20 protein-coding genes are annotated in these 17972 nt (G+C 65.9%); 8 read left to right on the top strand and 12 right to left on the bottom strand.

The window, feature by feature from the left end; translation table 11 throughout:
* Positions 1-13: 13 nt before the first annotated feature.
* The gene (locus ACP97_RS17000) at positions 14-652 is read left to right on the top strand and encodes a helix-turn-helix domain-containing protein (protein ID WP_049999031.1); all 639 of its coding nucleotides are present in this window, start codon (positions 14-16) and stop codon (positions 650-652) included.
* On the opposite strand, the gene paaK is transcribed toward ACP97_RS17000, so the two are convergent.
* Entirely contained in the window at positions 653-1939 is a 1287-nt protein-coding gene (paaK, locus tag ACP97_RS16995) for a phenylacetate--CoA ligase PaaK (protein WP_049999030.1), read from the bottom strand.
* A 295-nt stretch (positions 1940-2234) separates the two neighbouring features.
* Here paaK and ACP97_RS16985 point away from each other — a divergent pair, with 295 nt between their 5' ends.
* A complete protein-coding gene (locus ACP97_RS16985; RefSeq protein ID WP_079977697.1) occupies positions 2235-3440 on the top strand; it encodes an MFS transporter in 1206 nt (401 codons plus the stop codon).
* Between the two features lie 58 nt (positions 3441-3498).
* On the opposite strand, the gene ndk is transcribed toward ACP97_RS16985, so the two are convergent.
* Genes ndk through rpl7ae form a run of 4 tightly spaced genes read right to left on the bottom strand, consistent with a single transcriptional unit; the run spans position 3499 to position 5093 of the window.
* Complete coding sequence (ndk, locus tag ACP97_RS16980) at positions 3499-3963, bottom strand: nucleoside-diphosphate kinase (protein ID WP_079977696.1); 465 nt, start codon at positions 3961-3963, stop codon at positions 3499-3501.
* Positions 3960-4508 carry a 50S ribosomal protein L24e gene (locus tag ACP97_RS16975; RefSeq protein ID WP_049999026.1) on the bottom strand — a complete coding sequence of 183 codons (549 nt, stop codon included), beginning with the start codon at positions 4506-4508 and terminating at the stop codon, positions 3960-3962. Before ACP97_RS16975 ends, ndk begins: the two co-directional genes overlap by 4 nt.
* Positions 4508-4726: a 30S ribosomal protein S28e gene (locus ACP97_RS16970; RefSeq protein ID WP_049999025.1), complete on the bottom strand. Its 219-nt coding sequence runs from the start codon at positions 4724-4726 to the stop codon at positions 4508-4510. Before ACP97_RS16970 ends, ACP97_RS16975 begins: the two co-directional genes overlap by 1 nt.
* A gap of 4 nt (positions 4727-4730) precedes the next feature.
* Complete coding sequence (gene rpl7ae, locus ACP97_RS16965) at positions 4731-5093, bottom strand: 50S ribosomal protein L7Ae (protein WP_049999024.1); 363 nt, start codon at positions 5091-5093, stop codon at positions 4731-4733.
* 199 nt (positions 5094-5292) lie between these two features.
* Between rpl7ae and ACP97_RS16960 the strand changes: the two genes are divergently transcribed.
* Entirely contained in the window at positions 5293-5712 is a 420-nt protein-coding gene (locus ACP97_RS16960) for a hypothetical protein (protein ID WP_049999023.1), read from the top strand.
* A gap of 20 nt (positions 5713-5732) precedes the next feature.
* On the opposite strand, the gene ACP97_RS16955 is transcribed toward ACP97_RS16960, so the two are convergent.
* Positions 5733-6044, bottom strand: a complete 312-nt coding sequence (locus tag ACP97_RS16955; protein ID WP_049999022.1) for a hypothetical protein — start codon at positions 6042-6044, stop codon at positions 5733-5735.
* A gap of 99 nt (positions 6045-6143) precedes the next feature.
* On the opposite strand from ACP97_RS16955, the gene tmcA reads away from it, so the two are divergent.
* Complete coding sequence (tmcA, locus tag ACP97_RS16950; RefSeq protein ID WP_049999021.1) at positions 6144-8390, top strand: tRNA(Met) cytidine acetyltransferase TmcA; 2247 nt, start codon at positions 6144-6146, stop codon at positions 8388-8390.
* Here tmcA and crcB read toward each other — a convergent pair.
* Positions 8387-8746 carry a fluoride efflux transporter CrcB gene (gene crcB, locus ACP97_RS16945; protein WP_049999020.1) on the bottom strand — a complete coding sequence of 120 codons (360 nt, stop codon included), beginning with the start codon at positions 8744-8746 and terminating at the stop codon, positions 8387-8389. The genes tmcA and crcB overlap by 4 nt on opposite strands.
* On the bottom strand, positions 8743-9129 hold the full coding sequence (locus ACP97_RS16940; protein ID WP_049999019.1) for a fluoride efflux transporter FluC: 387 nt from the start codon (positions 9127-9129) through the stop codon (positions 8743-8745). Before ACP97_RS16940 ends, crcB begins: the two co-directional genes overlap by 4 nt.
* A 103-nt stretch (positions 9130-9232) precedes the next feature.
* Between ACP97_RS16940 and ACP97_RS16935 the strand changes: the two genes are divergently transcribed.
* Entirely contained in the window at positions 9233-9715 is a 483-nt protein-coding gene (locus ACP97_RS16935; RefSeq protein ID WP_049999018.1) for a DUF456 domain-containing protein, read from the top strand.
* A gap of 37 nt (positions 9716-9752) precedes the next feature.
* A complete protein-coding gene (locus ACP97_RS20575; RefSeq protein WP_202593654.1) occupies positions 9753-9917 on the top strand; it encodes a hypothetical protein in 165 nt (54 codons plus the stop codon).
* A gap of 1 nt (position 9918) precedes the next feature.
* Here the strand turns inward: ACP97_RS20575 and ACP97_RS16930 are convergent, their stop codons facing one another.
* The gene (locus ACP97_RS16930) at positions 9919-10662 is read right to left on the bottom strand and encodes a GNAT family N-acetyltransferase (RefSeq protein ID WP_049999017.1); all 744 of its coding nucleotides are present in this window, start codon (positions 10660-10662) and stop codon (positions 9919-9921) included.
* Positions 10663-10833: 171 nt separating this feature from the next.
* On the opposite strand from ACP97_RS16930, the gene ACP97_RS16925 reads away from it, so the two are divergent.
* Both ACP97_RS16925 and ACP97_RS16920 read left to right on the top strand, forming a co-directional pair.
* The gene (locus tag ACP97_RS16925) at positions 10834-13308 is read left to right on the top strand and encodes an amino acid permease (protein ID WP_049999016.1); all 2475 of its coding nucleotides are present in this window, start codon (positions 10834-10836) and stop codon (positions 13306-13308) included.
* The gene (locus ACP97_RS16920) at positions 13296-13925 is read left to right on the top strand and encodes a diadenylate cyclase (RefSeq protein WP_202593653.1); all 630 of its coding nucleotides are present in this window, start codon (positions 13296-13298) and stop codon (positions 13923-13925) included. The genes ACP97_RS16925 and ACP97_RS16920 overlap by 13 nt, the downstream gene beginning before the upstream one ends.
* A 2-nt stretch (positions 13926-13927) precedes the next feature.
* Here the strand turns inward: ACP97_RS16920 and ACP97_RS16915 are convergent, their stop codons facing one another.
* From ACP97_RS16915 to ACP97_RS16905, 3 genes are read right to left on the bottom strand one after another with little or no spacing between them, the layout of a single operon-like run.
* Positions 13928-14299, bottom strand: a complete 372-nt coding sequence (locus tag ACP97_RS16915) for a hypothetical protein (RefSeq protein WP_049999015.1) — start codon at positions 14297-14299, stop codon at positions 13928-13930.
* On the bottom strand, positions 14300-15973 hold the full coding sequence (locus ACP97_RS16910; RefSeq protein WP_049999254.1) for an FAD-dependent monooxygenase: 1674 nt from the start codon (positions 15971-15973) through the stop codon (positions 14300-14302).
* Positions 15966-17972 (bottom strand): electron transfer flavoprotein subunit alpha/FixB family protein, encoded by a 2007-nt coding sequence (locus tag ACP97_RS16905; RefSeq protein WP_237561227.1) that lies wholly within the window; start codon positions 17970-17972, stop codon positions 15966-15968. The genes ACP97_RS16910 and ACP97_RS16905 overlap by 8 nt, the downstream gene beginning before the upstream one ends.

The following is a 17972-nucleotide window of genomic DNA, read 5'->3' as shown; positions in this document are numbered from 1 at the left end:
GGCAACGTCGCTCGTGATAGACGAGTGTCTCGTCGTCGAGTTCCGCGTGCGCGACGACGACTGTCCGCTGGCCGACTCCACGCGGACGGCAGGCGTCGAAATCGACGCCCAGCCGCCACAGCTACGCGCCGACGGATATACCCTATTGAGCTTCACCGCACCCGAATCCGAGCGCTTCGCCGCGGCGCTCGACGGCGACGAGCGCATCCGCTATCTCCACCTCACGCGCGTCGACGGCCGACAGAACGGGCGCTGTCTCTCGAAACAGCCCTGTGTGGTCCACGACCTCGTGAGCGCGGGTCTCATCGTCGAGTCGCTGCGCTATCGCGATGGCAGCGCGACCGTCACCGGCGCGGTCGTCGGCCACGAGGTCCTTAGAGGTGTGTTGAACACCGCCGGTGAGACCGTCGGCGTCACGCTCGAACGCGCCTATCCGCTTCAGACAGAGGATGAAGAAGCCATCGCCCAGCGCTGGAACGTGACGCCCCGACAGGAGGAGGCGCTCAGGGCGGCCGTCGCCCGTGGCTACTTCACCGTCCCGCGGGAAGCGACCGCCGCCGAGGTCGCCGCCGACCTCGAAATCAGCAAATCGGCGTTCATCGAGCGCCTTCATCGGGGTCAGCACGCGCTCTTCTCGCAACTGTTCGCCTGACTATCGGTGGTCGAACACGCGCTTGACCTTCCCGACCTCGGTGCGGTCGATGGTACCGGGGTCGACCACCTCGATGCTGTCGGGCGAGACGTCCAATTCGTCGTTGAGTCGCTCGTCGATCGCCGCACGAAGCTCTTCGGGAGCGGTCCCGGACTGTTCGTGCGGTTCGACGGTGATTTCCATCGTGTCGAGAGTGTCCTCGCGGCGCAGGTCGAGGCGGTAGTGGGGAGCCACCTCGTCGATGTCGAGCATGGTCTCCTCGATCTGGCTCGCATAGACGTTGACGCCGCGAACGATGAGCAGATCGTCGGTCCGTCCGGTAATATTGCCCATCCGTCGCTCGGTCCGTCCACAGTCACACTCTTCTTCGTAGAGATGGGTGATGTCGCCCGTTCGGTAGCGGAGTATCGGCTGCGCTTCTTTGGTGAGCGTCGTCAACACCAGTTCGCCCGTCTCGCCGGGTGGGAGAGTCTCGCCGGTGTCGGGATCGATGATCTCCGGATAGAAGTGGTCCTCCCAGACGTGCAGGCCGTCCTGTGCCTCGGCGCACTCCATCGCCACGCCCGGCCCAATGATCTCGGAGAGCCCGTAGATGTCGATGGCGGTCACGTCGAGTGCCGCCTCGATCTCCTCGCGCATCGGGTCAGTGAACGGCTCCGCGCCGATGATCACGGTCGAGAGCGGAAGGTCGCGCGGATCGAGACCCTGCTGTTCGGCACATTCGGCGAGATAGAGGCAGTACGAGGGCGTACACGAGAGTGCGTCGCTCCCCATGTCCTGTAACATGGTGAGCTGACGGGCCGTGTTCCCGCCGCCCATCGGCACGACCGTCGCGCCGAGCCGTTCGATGCCGTAGTGGAATCCGAGACCACCAGTAAAGAGTCCGTAGCCGTAGGCGTTTTGCACCGTGTCGCCCGGTTCGACCCCGGCGGCCGCAAGCGAGCGCGCCACGACCGCCGCCCAGCGCTCGATGTCGTCGGCGGTGTAGCCGACAACCTTCGGCTTTCCCGTCGTTCCCGAGGAGGCGTGAATTCGGGTGACCTCCTCGTCGTCGACCGCGAACAACCCGTCAGGATACTCCTCGCGGAAGGCGTCTTTGGTCGTCGTCGGCAGCTGGTCGATGTCGTCGATACCGCCGATGTCGGCGGGCGAGACGCCGCGGTCGTCGAGCCGCTCCCGATAGAAGGGAACGTTCTCGTAGGCGCGTTCGACCGTCTCGACGAGCCGTTCGTCCTGTCGCTCGGCGAGTTCCTCGCGACTCAACTCCGGGGTGATCTGGACCGTCATCGCCCGCCGACCCGCCCGGAAGGCCGGTCGTCCATCATGTGTGTCGTGTCGATCAGTAGCACGCTCGTCGGTGGGCAGCGTGAGCGCATATAGATTTCCCCGCACATGGGGCGGGTTTATCAGTAATCCGCCGTGCCATCGCGACCAGTACTGTGGCTGCCATCACGGTACGTAAACTTCAAACGCCGGATGGCCGAATCGTGGCCAACGCGCGACGTGCACGGCGGTTCGTTCGATTTCCGCGATGTCGTGATGGATCCGTTTACTATCGACCGAGCGCCGCGCGGGTGTCTCCATGAAAGGACTGCTATCGACGCGGCTCGGAACCGAACGGTCGCCGACGGTGCTCGTCATCTTCGCGAGCACGCTCGTGAGCGTGATGGGCGTCTCGCTCATCAGCCCGGCGCTACCGACGATTCAGGCGGCGTGGGACGTCTCGGCCGGTCAGGCGAGCCTGCTCATCTCGGCGTTCACCTTCCCCGGCATCGTCCTCACACCCTTCGTGGGACTCGTCTCCGACCGCATCGGACGCAAGCGCGTGCTCGTCCCCTCGCTGTTCCTGTTCGGCGTCAGCGGCTTTGCGGTCGTCTTCGTCGGCGACTTCACGACCGTTCTCGCCCTCCGAGTCGTACAGGGCACCGCCGGTAGCGCCATCATGAGCCTCACCGTCACCCTGCTGGGCGACATCTTCGCCGGCGAGCAACGCAGTCGGTTCATCGGGCTGAACGCCGCCATCCTCGCCATCGGTGCGGCCGGCTACCCTCTGATCGGTGGGGGACTCGCACTCATCTCGTGGACCGTCCCGTTCGTCTGCTTCGCGCTCGCGGTCGTCGTCGCGGTCGCCGGTTCGGCGATCCTACCCGACCCCGAGGGCGAATCGGGGTCGTCCGGTCTCTCCTACTTCGTCGAGGCGGCGCGGGCGGTGCCAACACGAACGGCGCTCGCGCTCTATACGGCGATCTTCGGCATCTTCATCATCCTCTACGGCGCACAGCTCACGGTCGTCCCGTTCGTCCTCAACGAATCATATGGGCTCTCCTCGGGCGCTATCGGACTTCTCCTCGGACTGCCGGCGGTGGCGATGGGGATGACCTCCTCGCAGTCCTCGCGCCTGCTCGGCTATCTCTCGCCGTTACGGCTCATCGCGCTCGGCTTCCTCACGTATGGGGTGGGCCTCAGCGTCGCCGCACTCACCGACTCGGTGCTCGTGCTCGCCGGCGCGCTCTTCCTGTTCGGCTTCGGCCAGGGCTTCGCCGAACCCATCACCGACACGGCGCTGAACGCGCTCACGCCGGACGCCTTTCGCGGGGGTATCATGAGCATCCGGACGAGCATCCTCCAACTCGGCACGACCGTCGGTCCGCCGCTGTTCGTCGCCGTCGCCTCGCTGGTCGGTTACAGCGAGACACTCCTGATTGCGGGCGTGGCCGCCTTCGCCATCGGCGTCGCCAGCATCGGCTTCCTCACACTGTTCGGCGGCGAGCGGGCCACGAACGTCTGAAGCAGCCGAAAAACGATTGCTCGCTACGTGTCCGATGCGAGAAACCGGGCGAAGCGGGTTATTCGTAGACCCAGGACGAGGCGTCGCGATCCCAGTCGAGGAGTTCCTCGTCGTCGAAGAAGAGATCGATCTCGCGCTCGTTCGCGCCCTCGTCCTCGTGGTCGGAGCCGTGGATCAGGTTGTGTCCGAGGTCGTTGCCGAGGTCGCCCCGGATCGTGCCCGGTTGGGCGTCGCGCGCGTCGGTCGCGCCCATCAGTCGGCGGACCTGCCGGGTGGCGTCGTCGCCCTCCCAGACCATCGCGAAGACGGGTCCGGACGTAATGAACTCCACGAGTCCGTCGAAGAACGGTTTGCCCTCGTGTTCGCCGTAGTGGTCGTGGGCGAGTTCCTCGTCGATGTGCATGAACTTCCCGGCGATCATCTTCAGCCCCTTGCTTTCGAGTCGGGAGACGATCTCGCCGATCAGCCCCCGCTGGACGGCATCGGGTTTGGCCATCACGAAGGTTCGCTCGTCGTTACTCACTGGTCGTCCTCGCCTTCGTCGTCGGTCTCGCGGACTGTCTCCTCGCCGACGTTCGCCTCGGCCTCGCTCTCGTCGACGTTCGCCGTGTCCTGGTCCTCCTCGATGTCGGGGTCCGAGCCACCGGCGCTCCGACCCTCGACCTCGTCGAGTTCGTCGGTGTCGGCCGTGGCGTCGCCGTCGACCCGCTCGTCAGTCGCACCGGCGGGTTCGCCGGAGCGTGAGCCGGCGTCGCCGGCTGCTGCAGCGACCGCCTCGGCCTCGCTTTCACCCTCGACGGTGTCCATCTCGTCGGCGACGGTCTCGTCCTCGCTCGGCGGTTCGGCAGCGACCTGTTCGGCTTCGTCGGGGGTGCCCGCACGGCTGGCCCCGATGCGCTGGCCCTCGGCGGTCCATTCGAGGTCGCGCGAGGCCCGGCCGAGATCGGCATTGTTCTCGCATTTCGACGAGCAGTAGTGGATGACCTGCCCGTCGACGCGGACGAACATCGTCCCCGTGCCGGGTTCGATGTCCGATCCGCAGTAGTCACACGACCGCGAGTCGACCATCAACGACCCCCTATCGAGTCGGCCTCGCGGGCGGTCTCCCTGAGTTGGATGATGTCGCCCTCGCGGACCGGCCCGAGGCAGTTGCGCGTGATGATCCGTCCTCTGTTCTCGCCCTCCTGAATCCGACAGTTGACCTGCATCGCCTCGCCGTGCATCCCGGTCTTGCCGACGACCTCGATGACCTCGGCGGGCGTGGAGTCAGTTCCTTCTGCGCTCATCGTCCTAGCGGAGGTCCTCGACGGTGCTGGTGATGTCTGCCACGTCCTCGTCGGCGTCGCCGGCGTCGACGATGGCCGCGGCGGCCGAGCCGACTTCGAGACCCGCCGCGTGGCCGACGTCGTCCTGCGTCTCGACGAACACGAAGGGAATCTCCTTCTCGTCGGCGAGTTCGGGCAGATGCATCACGATCTCTTCGGGACTGACGTCCTCGGCGATGTAGACGAGTTCGGCGTTGCCGCGCTCGACGGCCTTGGTCGTCTCGTTGGTGCCTTTCTTGACGGTGCCTGTGTCCCGGGCGACTTCGAGCGCCTCGATGGCGTCGTCTTCTAAGTCCGCCGGAACGTCATAGGTGACATAAACTGACATTGTGTGGTCCTTCCCGTGCGCAGGCTCTTCCTCCCCCGCCGACCGAGTCCCTGAGGCTGGGAGCTTCACAACCCCGCACAGGCTGTAGCCAGCGGTAGCGTAGCCCGGCATAAAAGCGCTTTCAAACCGCCCACGGCGTGCGAGGCGAGCGCACGGCCAGTCGGCACGGATTTTTGTTACTAACCAGTATAGCGTGTATATGGCTACTCAGACGAACGACGTCCCCGACCACCTCTTCGAACAGGGGGCGCTATGGGCCGTCGGATTCGTCGTACTGTGGATTTTCTGGTCCATATTTTTCATCTACGAGTACGTCGGTGACTCCATCCGACTGTCCGCCTTTCTGATTGCACTCACCGTCGGGGCGTTCATCGGGGTTGGCTTCGGTTACTGGCATCGGCAAACCGAAACGGGACTACGCGCCAATCGGCTGTATCGAGACGCTCCAGCAGGCAAAAAAGCCGCTTTCGTCCTTCTCGCTGCGGCATCAATCGTCGCCGTGATATACTTCGCAACGGTTGTTGGGGTCTCGGTTCTTCTGGTCGAGGCAGGTTCGTTCAGTGCGGCACTTGCCACTCACCTCTTCGATGTCGGTTTGGTCCATTCATACACGGGATAGCCGTCGATGTGGGTTTCATATCATACGTTCCGCACCGAGAGAACGACGACGACCAGACAGACCGCCACCGCGACCGCCGTCGCTCCCAACAGAACCGGCCAGAGAAATTCGGCCAGTAGAGGGCCACTCCTCTGGGCCACGCTCGTCGTTCGGTCGATGACCGTCGAGGTCGCGCTTGCGATGACGCCGCCGAAGGCCGCGACCACCACGAACAGCAACTGGAGCACCGTCGCGTAGCGTTTCCATCGCGGTTCGTCGGAATCGAACGTGTCGCCGAAGCGTCCCCTGAGTCGCGAGAGCAGCGCCGTGGCGGATGTGTCGCCGTCGCCCATTCTATCTTCCTTCGTGATAACAGAACTAAACAGTATGGGTCGCCCACGCGCCCCACGCCGAACCGACGCGCCCATGCCGCCGCGTATCCCCGAATCGGTATGATCGCCGACCTCGTGGCCGCGCTTCGCGCCGAGGCCCGACGGGCCAACGAGCGCCGCGCGCTGGTGCTCGCGGGCGAGCGCGCGGCGTGCTACGCCGGAGCGCGGGAGGCGCTCGACGGGGCCGGCATCGAGCGCGGAGCGACGACGCTCGTCGCCGACGACGGCGAACGACTCGACTGCGAGCGCGTCACGCCGAAACGCGCCGATACGCTTCTCGGCCGAACTCGGGAGGCGGTCGTGCTCGACTGTCACGACGACTGCCGCCCGAACGCAATCGGGCGCACGGTGGGAGCGGTCGATGGCGGCGGCCTGCTCGTGTTGCTCGTGCCGACACTCGACGAGTGGCCCGCTCGGCGCGACGATTTCGACGCGACGCTCGCCGTGCCTCCCTACGATATCGAATCAGTAACCGGCAACTTCCGCGAGCGGCTGGTCGCCACCCTTCGAGCACACCGAGGCATCGCCATCGTCGACGTCGATTCTCGAACTATCGAGTGCGACGGTCTGACCGACCCGCCACCGCGTGAGCAGCGGATGACTCCCGCTCCACCGGACGAACACGAATTTCCACGAGCAGCCTACGAGGCCTGTCTGACGGCCGACCAGACCGCAGCCGTCCGTGCTTTCGAGAGCCTTCGAGAACAGGACACCGCGCTCGTAGTCGAGGCCGACCGAGGACGGGGAAAATCGAGCGCCGCCGGGCTGGCCGCCGGGGCGCTGGCGGCCGAGGGAACGCGTGTGCTCGTGACCGCCCCCGCCTACCGCAGCGCCGGACCGGCCTTCGAGCGCGCGCGAGAGTTGCTCGACGGTCTCGACGCGCTCGCCGGCGTGGATCAGGACGACGCTCCACAGCACCTCGACACTCTGGGCGGTGGAGCGGTGCGCTTCGCCGAGCCGGCGGTCGCCGTCGAGCAGACCGGATGGGCGGACGTCGTTGTCGTCGACGAGGCCGCCGCGCTCCCCGTCGGCCGGCTCGCGGAATTTCTCGACGCGCCGGCGGTCGCGTTCGTCACGACCGTTCACGGCTACGAGGGAGCCGGCCGCGGGTTCTCAGTGCGCTTTCGCGACCACCTCGCCGACAGCGATTTCTCGGTGGTCGAAGCGCGCCTCGACGACCCCATCAGATACGCCGCTGGCGACCCGATCGAGGTATGGGCGTTCCGCGCGCTCGCGCTCGATGCGCGCCCGCCCGTCGCGCCGCTGGTCGCGGCTGCCACGCCCGAAACCGTCGCGTACGCACAGTTGGACCCTGCCGAGTTGCGCGCCGACGAACACCGCCTGCGCGAGGCGTTCGGGCTGCTCGTCGCCGCCCACTACCGGACGGAACCGAACGACCTCGCGCGCCTGCTCGACGCGCCGAACGTCTCGGTCCACGCGCTCCTGCACGAGGGCCACGTCGGCTCGGTCGCGCTACTCGCGCGCGAGGGTGGGCTTCCGGAGGACCTGCGCCGGGAGGTGTACGAGGGCAGTCGCATCAAGGGCCATCTCCTTCCGGACGTGCTCACGAGTCAGCTCCGCGACGAGCGGGCGGGAGTCACCATGGGCCAGCGCGTGCTCCGCATCGCTACCCACCCCGCCGCCCGCTCGCGCGGTCTCGGCTCGCGGCTCCTCGACGAGCTTCGCGACGGCGTCGACGCCGACTGGCTCGGCGTCGGCTACGGCGCGACGCCCGAACTCGTCCGCTTTTGGCATCGCAATGATTTTTCGACGATCTATCTCGCAACCACGCGCAGCGAGCGCAGCGGCGAGCACTCCGCGCTGATGCTCGCGCCGCTCTCAAAAGCAGGAAAGAAGCTCCGCGACCGCCACGCGCGCCGGTTCGTCGAGCGAGTGGGTGGAGCGCTGTCGGACCCGCTCGCCGACCTCGCGCCCGACGTGGTGCGGGCGGCGCTCGCCGCGACCGACGCCACCGCCAATCTCGATCTCTCCGACCACGAGTGGCACGTCGCCGCCAGCGCCGCCTACGGGCCGAGTCTCGCGGAGATTCATCCGCATGTGTTCCGCGCGCTCGCACTCCGCCACCTCACCGACCCGAACAGCACCCTCCCCGCCCGCGCCGAGCGCCTGCTCGTCATGCGCGTGTTGCAGGGCCGTCCCACCGAGGACGTGGCCGACGCACTCGGCTATCACTCGACGGGCGTGTGCATGCGCGCGCTCGGTGACGCATACAAACCGCTGGTCGAGCGCTACGGGAATAGAGCGGCCAGCGAGGAGCGCGTTCGGTACGTTGAGGACACGGATTAGCCGACCGCACGAGTCAGAAGCCACGCGAGACCGATGGCCGCGAGCGCCCCGAGGAGATTGGCGAGCGCGTTCGCGGCCGCCGCTGTCAGATCGTCCTCCTCGATCAATCGTACGGTCTCGAACGAGAACGACGAGAAGGTCGTGAAGGAGCCACAGGCACCGGTCCCCACGAGCAGTATCACCTCTTCGCCCGCACCCACGAACGTCACCAGCCCGAGCGCGAAACTTCCAATGATATTGACCGCGAGCGTTCCCACGGGATACTCACCCTCAAAGCGCTGGCTCACGTAGGCCCGACAGAGCGCGCCGAGCGCGCCGCCCATGCCGACGAGGTGGGCCGGGTCGAGCGCGGTCATCGACTCCCCCCATCGACGCGCCGGGCGAGCACGCGGCCGGCGAGCACGCCCGAAAAGCCGAGCGCGTAGGTCACGAGTACGTTCGCCAGCATCCAGATCGGTGAATCGAGTAGCGCCGTCTGGAGCGCAAAGGTGCTGTAGGTCGTCAGCGAGGAGAGGAAGCCGGTCGTGAGAACCAGTCGCGCTCGTTCGGTGACGATGTTCGAATACAGCGCCTCGTAGAGGAGGAATCCGAGCGCGAAGCTCCCGGCGACGTTCACGAGGAGCGTTCCGCCCGCGCCCGGAAGCACTCTGGCGACGAAATAGCGCAGGTTCGACCCCGCGAACCCGCCGATGGCGACTAATACTACTGCTTCGAGCGTGCGGAGTGGGTGATCGGACATGGCGGTGCCGGAGCGGTACGATGTGGCGAAACCGCACTGCGAGCGGTCGCTACCGGGCGTGCGCTCCCGCCGTATTTAACCCCGTCAGTCCCGCACGCGGCGTATGGTCGATATCGTCGTTCTCGTGGCGATCGGATTGGCCGTCCTCGGCGTCGTCGGTAGCGTCGTGCCGCTGGTGCCGGGGACGCTGACCTCGCTGGTCGGCATCTACCTCTACTGGTGGTGGAGTGGCTATGCGGAGCCGGGCTCGGTGTTGCTCGCCGCGCTCACGATATTGGGCATGCTCGCGCTCGCCGCCGACTATTTCGGCGGGGCGGTGTCGGCGCGCGCGGGCGGCGCGTCGACGGTTACGACGCTGCTCGCGGCGCTCGTCGGCATCGTCCTCTTCTTCGTCGCCGGCCCGCTCGGCATCGTCCTCGGCGTCGCCGGCACCGTGTTCGTCGTCGAGTTCTACCGCCATCGCGACCCCGAACGGAGCCTGCGGGCGGCGCTCTACGCTGCCGTCGGGGTGCTCGCCTCGACGGTCGTCCAACTGCTCGTGACGGTGACGATGCTCGTCGCGCTCGTGGTCGTCATTCTCCTCTGAGGACAACAGTTGTATGGGCTGGCTTCAAACGGCGAATATGGCCGCGTGTGCTGAGGACGGCTGTGAACGGCCGGCGGCGGTCAGATTGCACGTTCCGTGGGACGCGAACCGAGAGGTCTGTACGGCCCACGCCCGCGCGCTCGTCCAGCAGGACGGAATCGTCGCCGAGCCGCTTTCGGGCGCGGGCGAGAACTGGGAGTGAGTTAGGGTTCGAGCGCTGTCATCACCTCGTCGATGTACTCACCCTCGTACTTGTAGTGGTCCTCACGGACCGCCTCGATCTCGCCACCGTGGGCCTCGAAGAAATCGATTGCGTCCTCGTTGGTCGAAGGGATCGAGTTGTAGAGTTTTTCGTATCCTTTCTCCTCGGCCCAGTCCAACCCGCGGTCGAGCAGGTGGCCGCCGATGCCGTGGCCCTGATACTCCTCCAGCACCCCGAGCGTGAGTTCGGCCGTATGGGAGAGTTTCTCCAGTTCGGGGGATTCGAGATGGATCCAACCCACTACCTCGTCACTGACGGTGGCGACGAAGAACATCCGCGAGCGCACGGGAGAGCTCTGGACGACGGTCTCCTCGTGGTCGATAATGTCGGCGACGCTTTCGGCCACCGTATAGGTCTTGCCGCCGGCGACCTGTCGGATCACCCCGACGAGTCCCGATCGGTCGGTCTCGATGGCCGGTCGGATGGTGAACGACAGTCCCTCGGCGTCGAAGGTTTCCTCGTCGGCCTCGTCGCTGCCCTCGAAGGTCGCCCGGAGTCGCCCGCCGCGCTCCTCAACCAACCCGTCGCGCTTCAGGATGGCGACGTGGTGGCGAAAGCCGCTCGGATCGAGCCGGAGCGACTCACGGACTTCCTCGGCGCTGATCGGACCGTCGCTGTTCTCGATACACTGATAGATGCTCTTGCGGTCCTCATGGGTGAACTCGAACGCCTCCGATACTTGCATGGCCGTCGGTAGCACACCACGTTACTTAACTGTTGACCGCGATTTCGGATATTTGATACGAACGCCGGGTTCCGATACGGGCGGTGAACGGAGCACGGCCGCCGGCTCGTGGGGGTTGCCGGCCTCTGAAAGGGAGTCACTGAAACGGCTGACGGCATACCTTCGGATACAATGAGTGACGCGGCAGCCGCCGACTCCGACGACGTCTCGACGGAACTCGACCGCAACATCGGCCTCTTAGGGGCGCTCGCCATCGGCATCGGGACGATGATCGCCGCGGGCATCTTCGTGCTCTCGGGCCTCGCGGTCTCGAACGTCGGTACGGCGGCCATCCTCTCGTTCGTCCTCGCGGCGCTCATCGCCGCGCTCACCGCGGCAGCCTACGCCGAGTTCTCCTCGGTATACTTCGAGAGCGGCGGCGGCTACATGTACGTCTTCGAGACGTTCAAATCCAACTGGACGTACATCATGGGCTGGACGATGATCGTCGGTTACCCGGCGAGCGCGGCGTTCTATCTGGCGAGTTTCTCCGATTGGTTCTACCGATTCATCTACCCGTTAGTAGGAATCCCGCAGTCGATCCCGTACTGGCTGCCGGGGGTCGCGGTGCTCGGTCTCCTCGTGTTCATCAACAGCCGGGGGAGCGAGGAGTCGAGCCAGTTCCAGATCGTCGTCACCGCGGCCAAGCTCCTGTTGTTGGTGCTGTTTCTCTACGGCGGACTCCAGGCGTTCCAGGCCGACGTCGTGGTGACGTCGTTCGCGGACAACGTCGGCAACATCGTCGGCATCGGCTCGACGAGCGCGCTCGTGTTCATCACGTTCGTCGGTTTCTCGGCGATCGCGACCAACGCCGACGAGATCAAGGAGCCCGGAACGACCATTCCGCGCGCGCTCTACATCAGCATGCTCGTCGTCATCGGCTTCTACGCGCTGGTCGTCGTCGTCATCGTCGTCGCGATCAACGACGGCCAGTTCCTCTCGTTTCTGGCGTCGAACACCGACCTCGGCGGGCTGAGTCCGACACAGTACGTCGCCCAGAACGGCGAGGTCTCGATGGCGTACGCCGCCCAGTACTACCTCGGCTCCGCCGGCTTCTACGTCATCATCGGCGGCGCGCTGTTCTCGATGATCAGCGCGGCCAACGCCACCATCCTCGCCGGCTCGCGAGTGAAGCTCGCGCTCGCCCGCCGGGGCCACCTGCCCAAACAGTTCGAGGAGCTCCACCCCGACTACGGTACCCCCTACAAGTCGGTGTTGCTCACCGGCGGGTTCATTTTAGTGTTCATCCTGCTGTTCACGTTCGTCTTCGGCGAAGCACCGGGCAGCGGCGAGGCGAGCGCCATTCACGCGCTGGCTGGCTTCCCCCTGTTCGGCGTGCATCTCGGTCTCGAAGGCGTCACGAGCGTCGCCAACGTCCTGTTACTCGCTGGGTTCGCGGTCGTCAACGTCGCGCTGATCGCCTCCCGACGGAAGTTCCCCGACCTCGACCGTGGGTTCACGGTCCCGCTCGTCCCGTGGGTCCCGGCGCTCGGGGCGGTGTTGAACGTCGTCCTGATGGCGAGTCTCGGCCTTCGAACCGTGATCTTCGGACTCATCGTGGAGGGGATCGGCGTCGCCTTCTGGCTCGCGTGGAAGGGACGCTCGCCGTCGACCGAGGAGATCGAACGCGAGACACCCACAGTAGTCTCCCAGCGGAGTCCGACCGACCGCGACGAACAGGTGCTCGTGCCGATCGCCAACCCCGAGAACGTCGACCAGCTCCTCCGGACGGCTGCCGACGTCGCCGCCGACCGGGGTGCGGAGGTGCTCGCGATGAGCGTGGTCGAGGTGCCGGAACAGACGCCGCTGTCGCGCGGCAGCGAGTACGTCGACGAGGAGCGCGAGGTGCTCCGGCGAGCCCTGAACACGAGGGCCGACGGCGGGGCGGACACGGGTCCCGAAATAGAGGTCGATGCCGACGAGAGCGACGACCTCCACGGGACGATCGAGGCCCACGACACCGAGGTCCCGATCAGCGCGACGATCCGCATCAGCCACGACGTCGAATCGGCCATCCTCAACACTATCACACAGTACGATACGGATGCCGTGCTCATGGGCTGGGGATCACGAGGGTCGCGCCGCCGCGAAATCGTCTTCGGCAGCGTCGTCGACACGATAGCGGCCGAGGCCGACTGCGACGTCCTCGTCGAGCGCCTCGGTTCGGATGCGACCGGCGACCTCGAGTCGGTGTTGCTGCCGACCGCCGGCGGCCCACACGCCGACCTCAGCGCCGAGATATGCCGGGCGGTCTGTCGGGCAACGGGTGCGCACGCGGAGGTGTTTCGGGTCGTCCCACCGAACGGCGACGCCGACGACGCACGCGAGCGCGCCGAGGAGACCGCGACGCGCCTCGAAGAGCACGGCGTCACGGTCGAGACCACCGTCGTCGAGGACGACGACGTGCTCGACGCCATCACCGACCGGTCGGGTGCACACGACATGACCGTCATCGGCGCGACCCGCGAGGGCGTGCTCCAGCAGTTCGTCTTCGGTGCGATTCCCGAGGAGGTGGCGCGCGCGGCCGAGGACACGGTACTGATAGCGAAACGCAACGAAGGGCTATCCTCACGGGCCCGCTACTCGCTTCGCCGATGGTTCCAGTAGACGACGTCCGGGGCGACGAACGCCCGGTACACGACGAGCGCGCCGAGCGCGAGCGCGACGAACTCACCATCGCGTACGCCCACCATCGGCGCGTCGAGGAACTGGTCGACATCGTGCGCTACTGTCTCGAAGCCATCAGTCTGGAGTTCGACCGCTGGGGCGAGCCACACGTCAGCGGTCCCGGCTTCTATCTGGCCGTCGTTTCGGGCACTTCGGTCGAGGAGTACGCCGATCCGATGGGGGCGAACCGCTGGCCGGTCGAGCGCTGTGCGAGCGTCTTCGGCGACATCGAGGCGTTCCACACGGCGGCGAGGGCGACCGCTCAGCGCATGGACGGCGCGGTCGTCGCGAGCATCGACGGCGTGCTCCAAGAACGGATGGTCCGACTCAAAGACCCCAGTCGAGCGGCGCTCGAAGAGCGAAACGGCGGTCCGATGGCCTACGCCGACTGGATGGGGTCGCGCCACATGAGCGCGCTCGACACCTCGCTGCGCGACGACGTGGTCGCAACCGTCACGCTCAGCGAGGAGAACGGTCGCGTGACGGTCTTCATCGACGGCGCGTTCGACGACTACGACCGAACGGAACTCGGCGGGCGCTGGCGCGCACGGGACTGAGATCAGGACTCGCGCGGCGGCACCTGCGTCAGTAGCTGTGCGGTGTCGCGGATGTTGTGCGTCTCGATGAGGACTTCGGCGGCCTTCCTGATGGTCGTGTCGGGGTCCATCGTGACCCCGTAACACTGCGTGTACAGCGCGAGCCAGTCGTTCGTCGCGCGGTGAAACTTCTCCAACTCCGCGCCCGAAAACTCGACGTCCCAGTCGGCCGTTCGGGCTTCGAGATACAGCGCCACCAGCGGCCCGAGACCTTCCCGAAGAAATCCCATCGCGCGCTCCTCGTCCGGGGGGTTCGAGGGTGGGTCGAACGTCTCTCGATCGTTGGCGGCCCGCGCGGCGAGGGTCTCGATTCGGTCCCGATAGCCCGACGTCATCTATCCGTCGCGGAACTCGACGCCCTTCCCGCCACGGGGATGTTCCCACTGCGTGTCGGCGACGACGGCGCAGGTACCACACTCGACGCAGGGCTGGGTGTCGAGGCTCACGACGCGCTTTTCGTCGCCGTTCGATTGGACGGTCTCCTCGCGATAGCAGCCGCCGCCGAAGTCCGCGGCGCTCACCGGACAGGCCGTCACGGCCGCGCCGCTCGCTTCGAAGGAGTTGTCGTCAAGCGTGATATGTGGGTTGCCCACGTCGGTGTCGTAGGTCAACTCACCGATGCGCTCTTCGAGACTCGGGGGTTCGATATCGTTCACGGCGTCGATTTCCGTTCCGAGCGTTTCGGCGATGGCAGTGGGTAAGGAGACGTACGGCGTCTTCGTGTCGGGCATCATCGTCGCCAGATACGGCGAGCCGTAGGCCCGCCCGAGCAGGCCGCCCCTGTCGGCGACGCGCATGCCGACGTGCCCGAGCGAGGAATCGAGTGCGCGCTCGGCGATGCGGGTGGCCGTGTCGTTCTCGCCGACCGCGCTCGCCACCTCGTAGCGGGTGGGGCGGAGTTTGCCCATCACGCCCTCGTCGTGCAGGCGCTGCTCGTAGCGCTTGCCCGCCGAGTCGGGCTTTCCGCGCGAGCGCGCCTCGACGAACGCCTCCGCGGCGAGTGCACCGGCCGTCACCGCATGGTTCATCCCCTTGATGATGGGGCCCTGTGCCTGCATCTGCCCGGCCGCATCTCCCACCAGGACGAGTCGGCCCTCGTGGGGCGAGGGGTTGGCGGCCTTCTTCGAGTCGGGGACGAGTTTGGCCGAATACTCCCGTTCGTCGTACTCGTCACCGAGCCACTGGGCGAGCAGCGGGTGCGTCAGAAGTGCGTCGAGCAGGTCCTGGACCTCCGCGCCCTCCGCGACGATGCTGTCGAGGTGGAAGACGTTCCCGATCGAGAGGGAATCTTCGTTGGTGTAGAGGAAGCCCCCGCCACGAACATCGTCGTAGAGGTCGCCCGAGAAGAGGTGCGCCTCGCCTTCGTCCTCGGCGATGTCGAAGCGCTCGTCGATGACGTCGCCGGGCATGTCGACGACCGCTTTGACACCCTGGAACCACTCGTCAGGTTCCTCCCAGTCCATCAACCCCGCCTCCCGGGCGAGTTCGGAGTTCACGCCGTCGGCGGCCACGACGAAGTCGGCTCTGATGGGGTCGAGTTCCTCGCAGGTGACGCCAACGATCTCGCCGTTCTCTCGCAGCAACCCATCGACCGTCACTTCAGTGAGCAGGCCACCGCCAGTCTCGCGGGTGAGTTCGTGGACCTGCTCTGCCATCCACGAGTCCATCTTCCGGCGCAGGACTGCATCGGCCCACTCGGTGTCCTGCTCGTGACCCCGTGTGATGTCGAAGGTCTTGACCTTCTCGCCGGCGATGTTGTGGATGTAGTAGTCCGTCACCGGGCGTTCGGTCGCGTGTTCGCGAAAGCCCGGTAGGAGCCCATCGATGGTGTACGGTGCGGACTCCTCGGCGTAGATGAGTCCCCCCGAAACGTTCTTCGCGCCGGCATCGACGCCGCGCTCCAGTACCACGGTTTCGACGCCGTTGCGTGCGAGCGTCGCGGCCGCCGCCGCGCCGCCCGGTCCCGCGCCGACCACCACCGCCTCGTAGTGTTCGTAGTTCTCAGTCATCGTTGTTCCCTCCATCGGCCGCGATCTCGTCGCTGCTCAGTTCGCCCGCCTTCAGCGCCGCCGTGAGTTCCGGAAGTACCTCGAAGAGGTCGCCCTCGACGAAGTAATCCGAGAAGTCCCGGATGCGCGCGTCGGGGTCGGTGTTGATGGCGACGATAGTGCCCGAGTTGTCCATCCCGACTTTGTGCTGGACGGCCCCCGAAATCCCAGCGGCGATGTAGAGATCGGGTTCAACGACCTGTCCGGTCTCGCCGATCTGGCGCTCCTCGGCGGTGTAGCGCTCGACGTGGCCGTCGAACTCGTACGAACCGGTGACGATCCCACGCGAGACGCCGAGTCCGGCGTCGTCGAAGGTTTCGGTGAGTTCGATGCCGAGTTCCATCCCCTCGGTGGGATCGTCGCCGATGCCCCGGCCCATCGCCACCACCACGTCGTGACCGGTGAGGTCGACGCCCTCGTCCAGTCGGTCGTGGTCGGTCACGGAGACTCGAAGCCACTCCTCGTCCAGTTCGAGGTCGTGTTCGATCACTTCACCTTCCCGGTCGTGATCGGGCTCCGGCAGGTCGAAACTCCCCGGGATCACCGACGCGCCCTGTGGGTGAAATTCTCTCGTCGGGTTGTCGAGACAGAGGATGGTCGAATACTCGAACCCCGAGAAGTCCGGGCGCTTCATGTGGAGCACGCGCTCGAACTCCTTTTTCGCGCCCGGCCGACCCGTCTTCGCGGGGTTCGAGATCATCGCCTCCTCGATGTAGAGGTCAGAACAGTCCGAGGCCAGCCCCGAATCGAGTTCGCCCTGTGCGAGCGCCGAGAGGTCTCGCCCGTTGTTCGTCGCCGGAAACACCGTATAGCGGGGTTCGTCGTAGTCGCGCCAGTCGACCTCCGCTTCGCTCCCGCGGCTCTCGCCGGGGGTCGCACCCGCGCGCGCCATGTCACAGAACAGTTCGGTGTAGGGTTTGTGCTGGAATCTATCCAATCTGTCGTCTTCGTGATACACCACCACGTCAGCCCCGTAGGCGATGACGTCCGCGGCGTGTTTTTCGACGTCGCTACCGATGAGGACGGCCACCACACGCTCGTCGGCGCCGGAAGACTCGCTCTGCTCGTCTTCCGAGCCTCCGCTCGCTTCGCTCGCGGAGACCCCGTAGTCGTCGTTGTAGGTATCCATCAACTCGCGGGCCTTCCCGAGCATCTCCTTCGAGACGTCGATGAGGTCGCCCGCCTGTGTCTCACAGTAGACCCACATGTCCCGATAAATACCATCCTCGAGCGCTTTGACGTACTGTTTGTCCGCCGTCGGGTGGTCGAGGTCAGGGTGTTTCTCTTCAGGGGGTATGACCTCGATTTCCTCGGGTTCCTCATTTTCCTGCACCGACTCGATGCGTTTTTGAATCAGGTTCGTCGCCGCACTCCGGCCCTCGCCGCCCTGTTCGGCGTCGAGAACGTCTTGCAAGCGCTCGATGTCGTCGATGCCCTGGAGGGCGTTGCCGAGTTCGGCCGTCGAGAGGTCGGTCGGGTCGATGTCGTCGTCCTCGTCGGCGTCGCTTTCGCTCACCTTCTCGATGCGACTTTCGACGAGCGTTTTGACGTTGTCCCTGTTCTCACCGCTTTGTTCGGCGTCGAGAATCGCCTCAAGTTCGGCGGGGTCGTCGATGTCTTTGATCGCCGGACCGAACTCCGCGATGTCGTACTCACCCGGATCGAGGGCGAGGTCTCCGGTCTCGTCCGCACTGCCTTCCCCTTCGTCCGCTTCGCCCTCGATTTCGTCGGCCGACTCGCGATACTCGCCTTCAGTTTCGGTCCCTTCCTCGATTGCCGTGTCCTCGTCGGTGCTCACCGCGCGCATCCGGGCGCGAATCGCCTCTTGGGCCGATTGTCGCTGCTCGCCGTCCTTTTCGGCGTCGAGCAACCCTTCGAGTTCGCGCGGGCTGTCGATGTTCGCCAACTCGTCCTGCAACTGTTCGACAGTGTGCTCGCCGGGGTCGATATCATCAGTCAT

It is taken from the genome of Halococcus sediminicola (assembly GCF_000755245.1).
Taxonomy (GTDB): domain Archaea; phylum Halobacteriota; class Halobacteria; order Halobacteriales; family Halococcaceae; genus Halococcus; species Halococcus sediminicola.
Note: the sequence above shows the minus strand (reverse complement) of the source record. Positions and strands in the feature narration are given on the sequence as shown.

Coding starts and splice junctions, on each gene's coding strand:
- ACP97_RS16920 (WP_202593653.1), top strand. CDS start 13,296: ATGGTTCCAGTAGACGACGTCCGGGGCGACGAACGCCCGGTACACGAC.
- paaK (WP_049999030.1), bottom strand. CDS start 1,939: ATGACGGTCCAGATCACCCCGGAGTTGAGTCGCGAGGAACTCGCCGAG.
- ACP97_RS16935 (WP_049999018.1), top strand. CDS start 9,233: ATGGTCGATATCGTCGTTCTCGTGGCGATCGGATTGGCCGTCCTCGGC.
- ACP97_RS16985 (WP_079977697.1), top strand. CDS start 2,235: ATGAAAGGACTGCTATCGACGCGGCTCGGAACCGAACGGTCGCCGACG.
- ACP97_RS16905 (WP_237561227.1), bottom strand. CDS start 17,972: ATGACTGATGATATCGACCCCGGCGAGCACACTGTCGAACAGTTGCAG.
- ACP97_RS16955 (WP_049999022.1), bottom strand. CDS start 6,044: ATGGGCGACGGCGACACATCCGCCACGGCGCTGCTCTCGCGACTCAGG.
- ACP97_RS16915 (WP_049999015.1), bottom strand. CDS start 14,299: ATGACGTCGGGCTATCGGGACCGAATCGAGACCCTCGCCGCGCGGGCC.
- ACP97_RS16975 (WP_049999026.1), bottom strand. CDS start 4,508: ATGGTCGACTCGCGGTCGTGTGACTACTGCGGATCGGACATCGAACCC.
- rpl7ae (WP_049999024.1), bottom strand. CDS start 5,093: ATGTCAGTTTATGTCACCTATGACGTTCCGGCGGACTTAGAAGACGAC.
- ACP97_RS16925 (WP_049999016.1), top strand. CDS start 10,834: ATGAGTGACGCGGCAGCCGCCGACTCCGACGACGTCTCGACGGAACTC.
- ACP97_RS16970 (WP_049999025.1), bottom strand. CDS start 4,726: ATGAGCGCAGAAGGAACTGACTCCACGCCCGCCGAGGTCATCGAGGTC.
- crcB (WP_049999020.1), bottom strand. CDS start 8,746: ATGACCGCGCTCGACCCGGCCCACCTCGTCGGCATGGGCGGCGCGCTC.
- tmcA (WP_049999021.1), top strand. CDS start 6,144: ATGATCGCCGACCTCGTGGCCGCGCTTCGCGCCGAGGCCCGACGGGCC.
- ACP97_RS16910 (WP_049999254.1), bottom strand. CDS start 15,973: ATGACTGAGAACTACGAACACTACGAGGCGGTGGTGGTCGGCGCGGGA.
- ACP97_RS20575 (WP_202593654.1), top strand. CDS start 9,753: ATGGCCGCGTGTGCTGAGGACGGCTGTGAACGGCCGGCGGCGGTCAGA.
- ACP97_RS16960 (WP_049999023.1), top strand. CDS start 5,293: ATGGCTACTCAGACGAACGACGTCCCCGACCACCTCTTCGAACAGGGG.
- ACP97_RS16940 (WP_049999019.1), bottom strand. CDS start 9,129: ATGTCCGATCACCCACTCCGCACGCTCGAAGCAGTAGTATTAGTCGCC.
- ACP97_RS16930 (WP_049999017.1), bottom strand. CDS start 10,662: ATGCAAGTATCGGAGGCGTTCGAGTTCACCCATGAGGACCGCAAGAGC.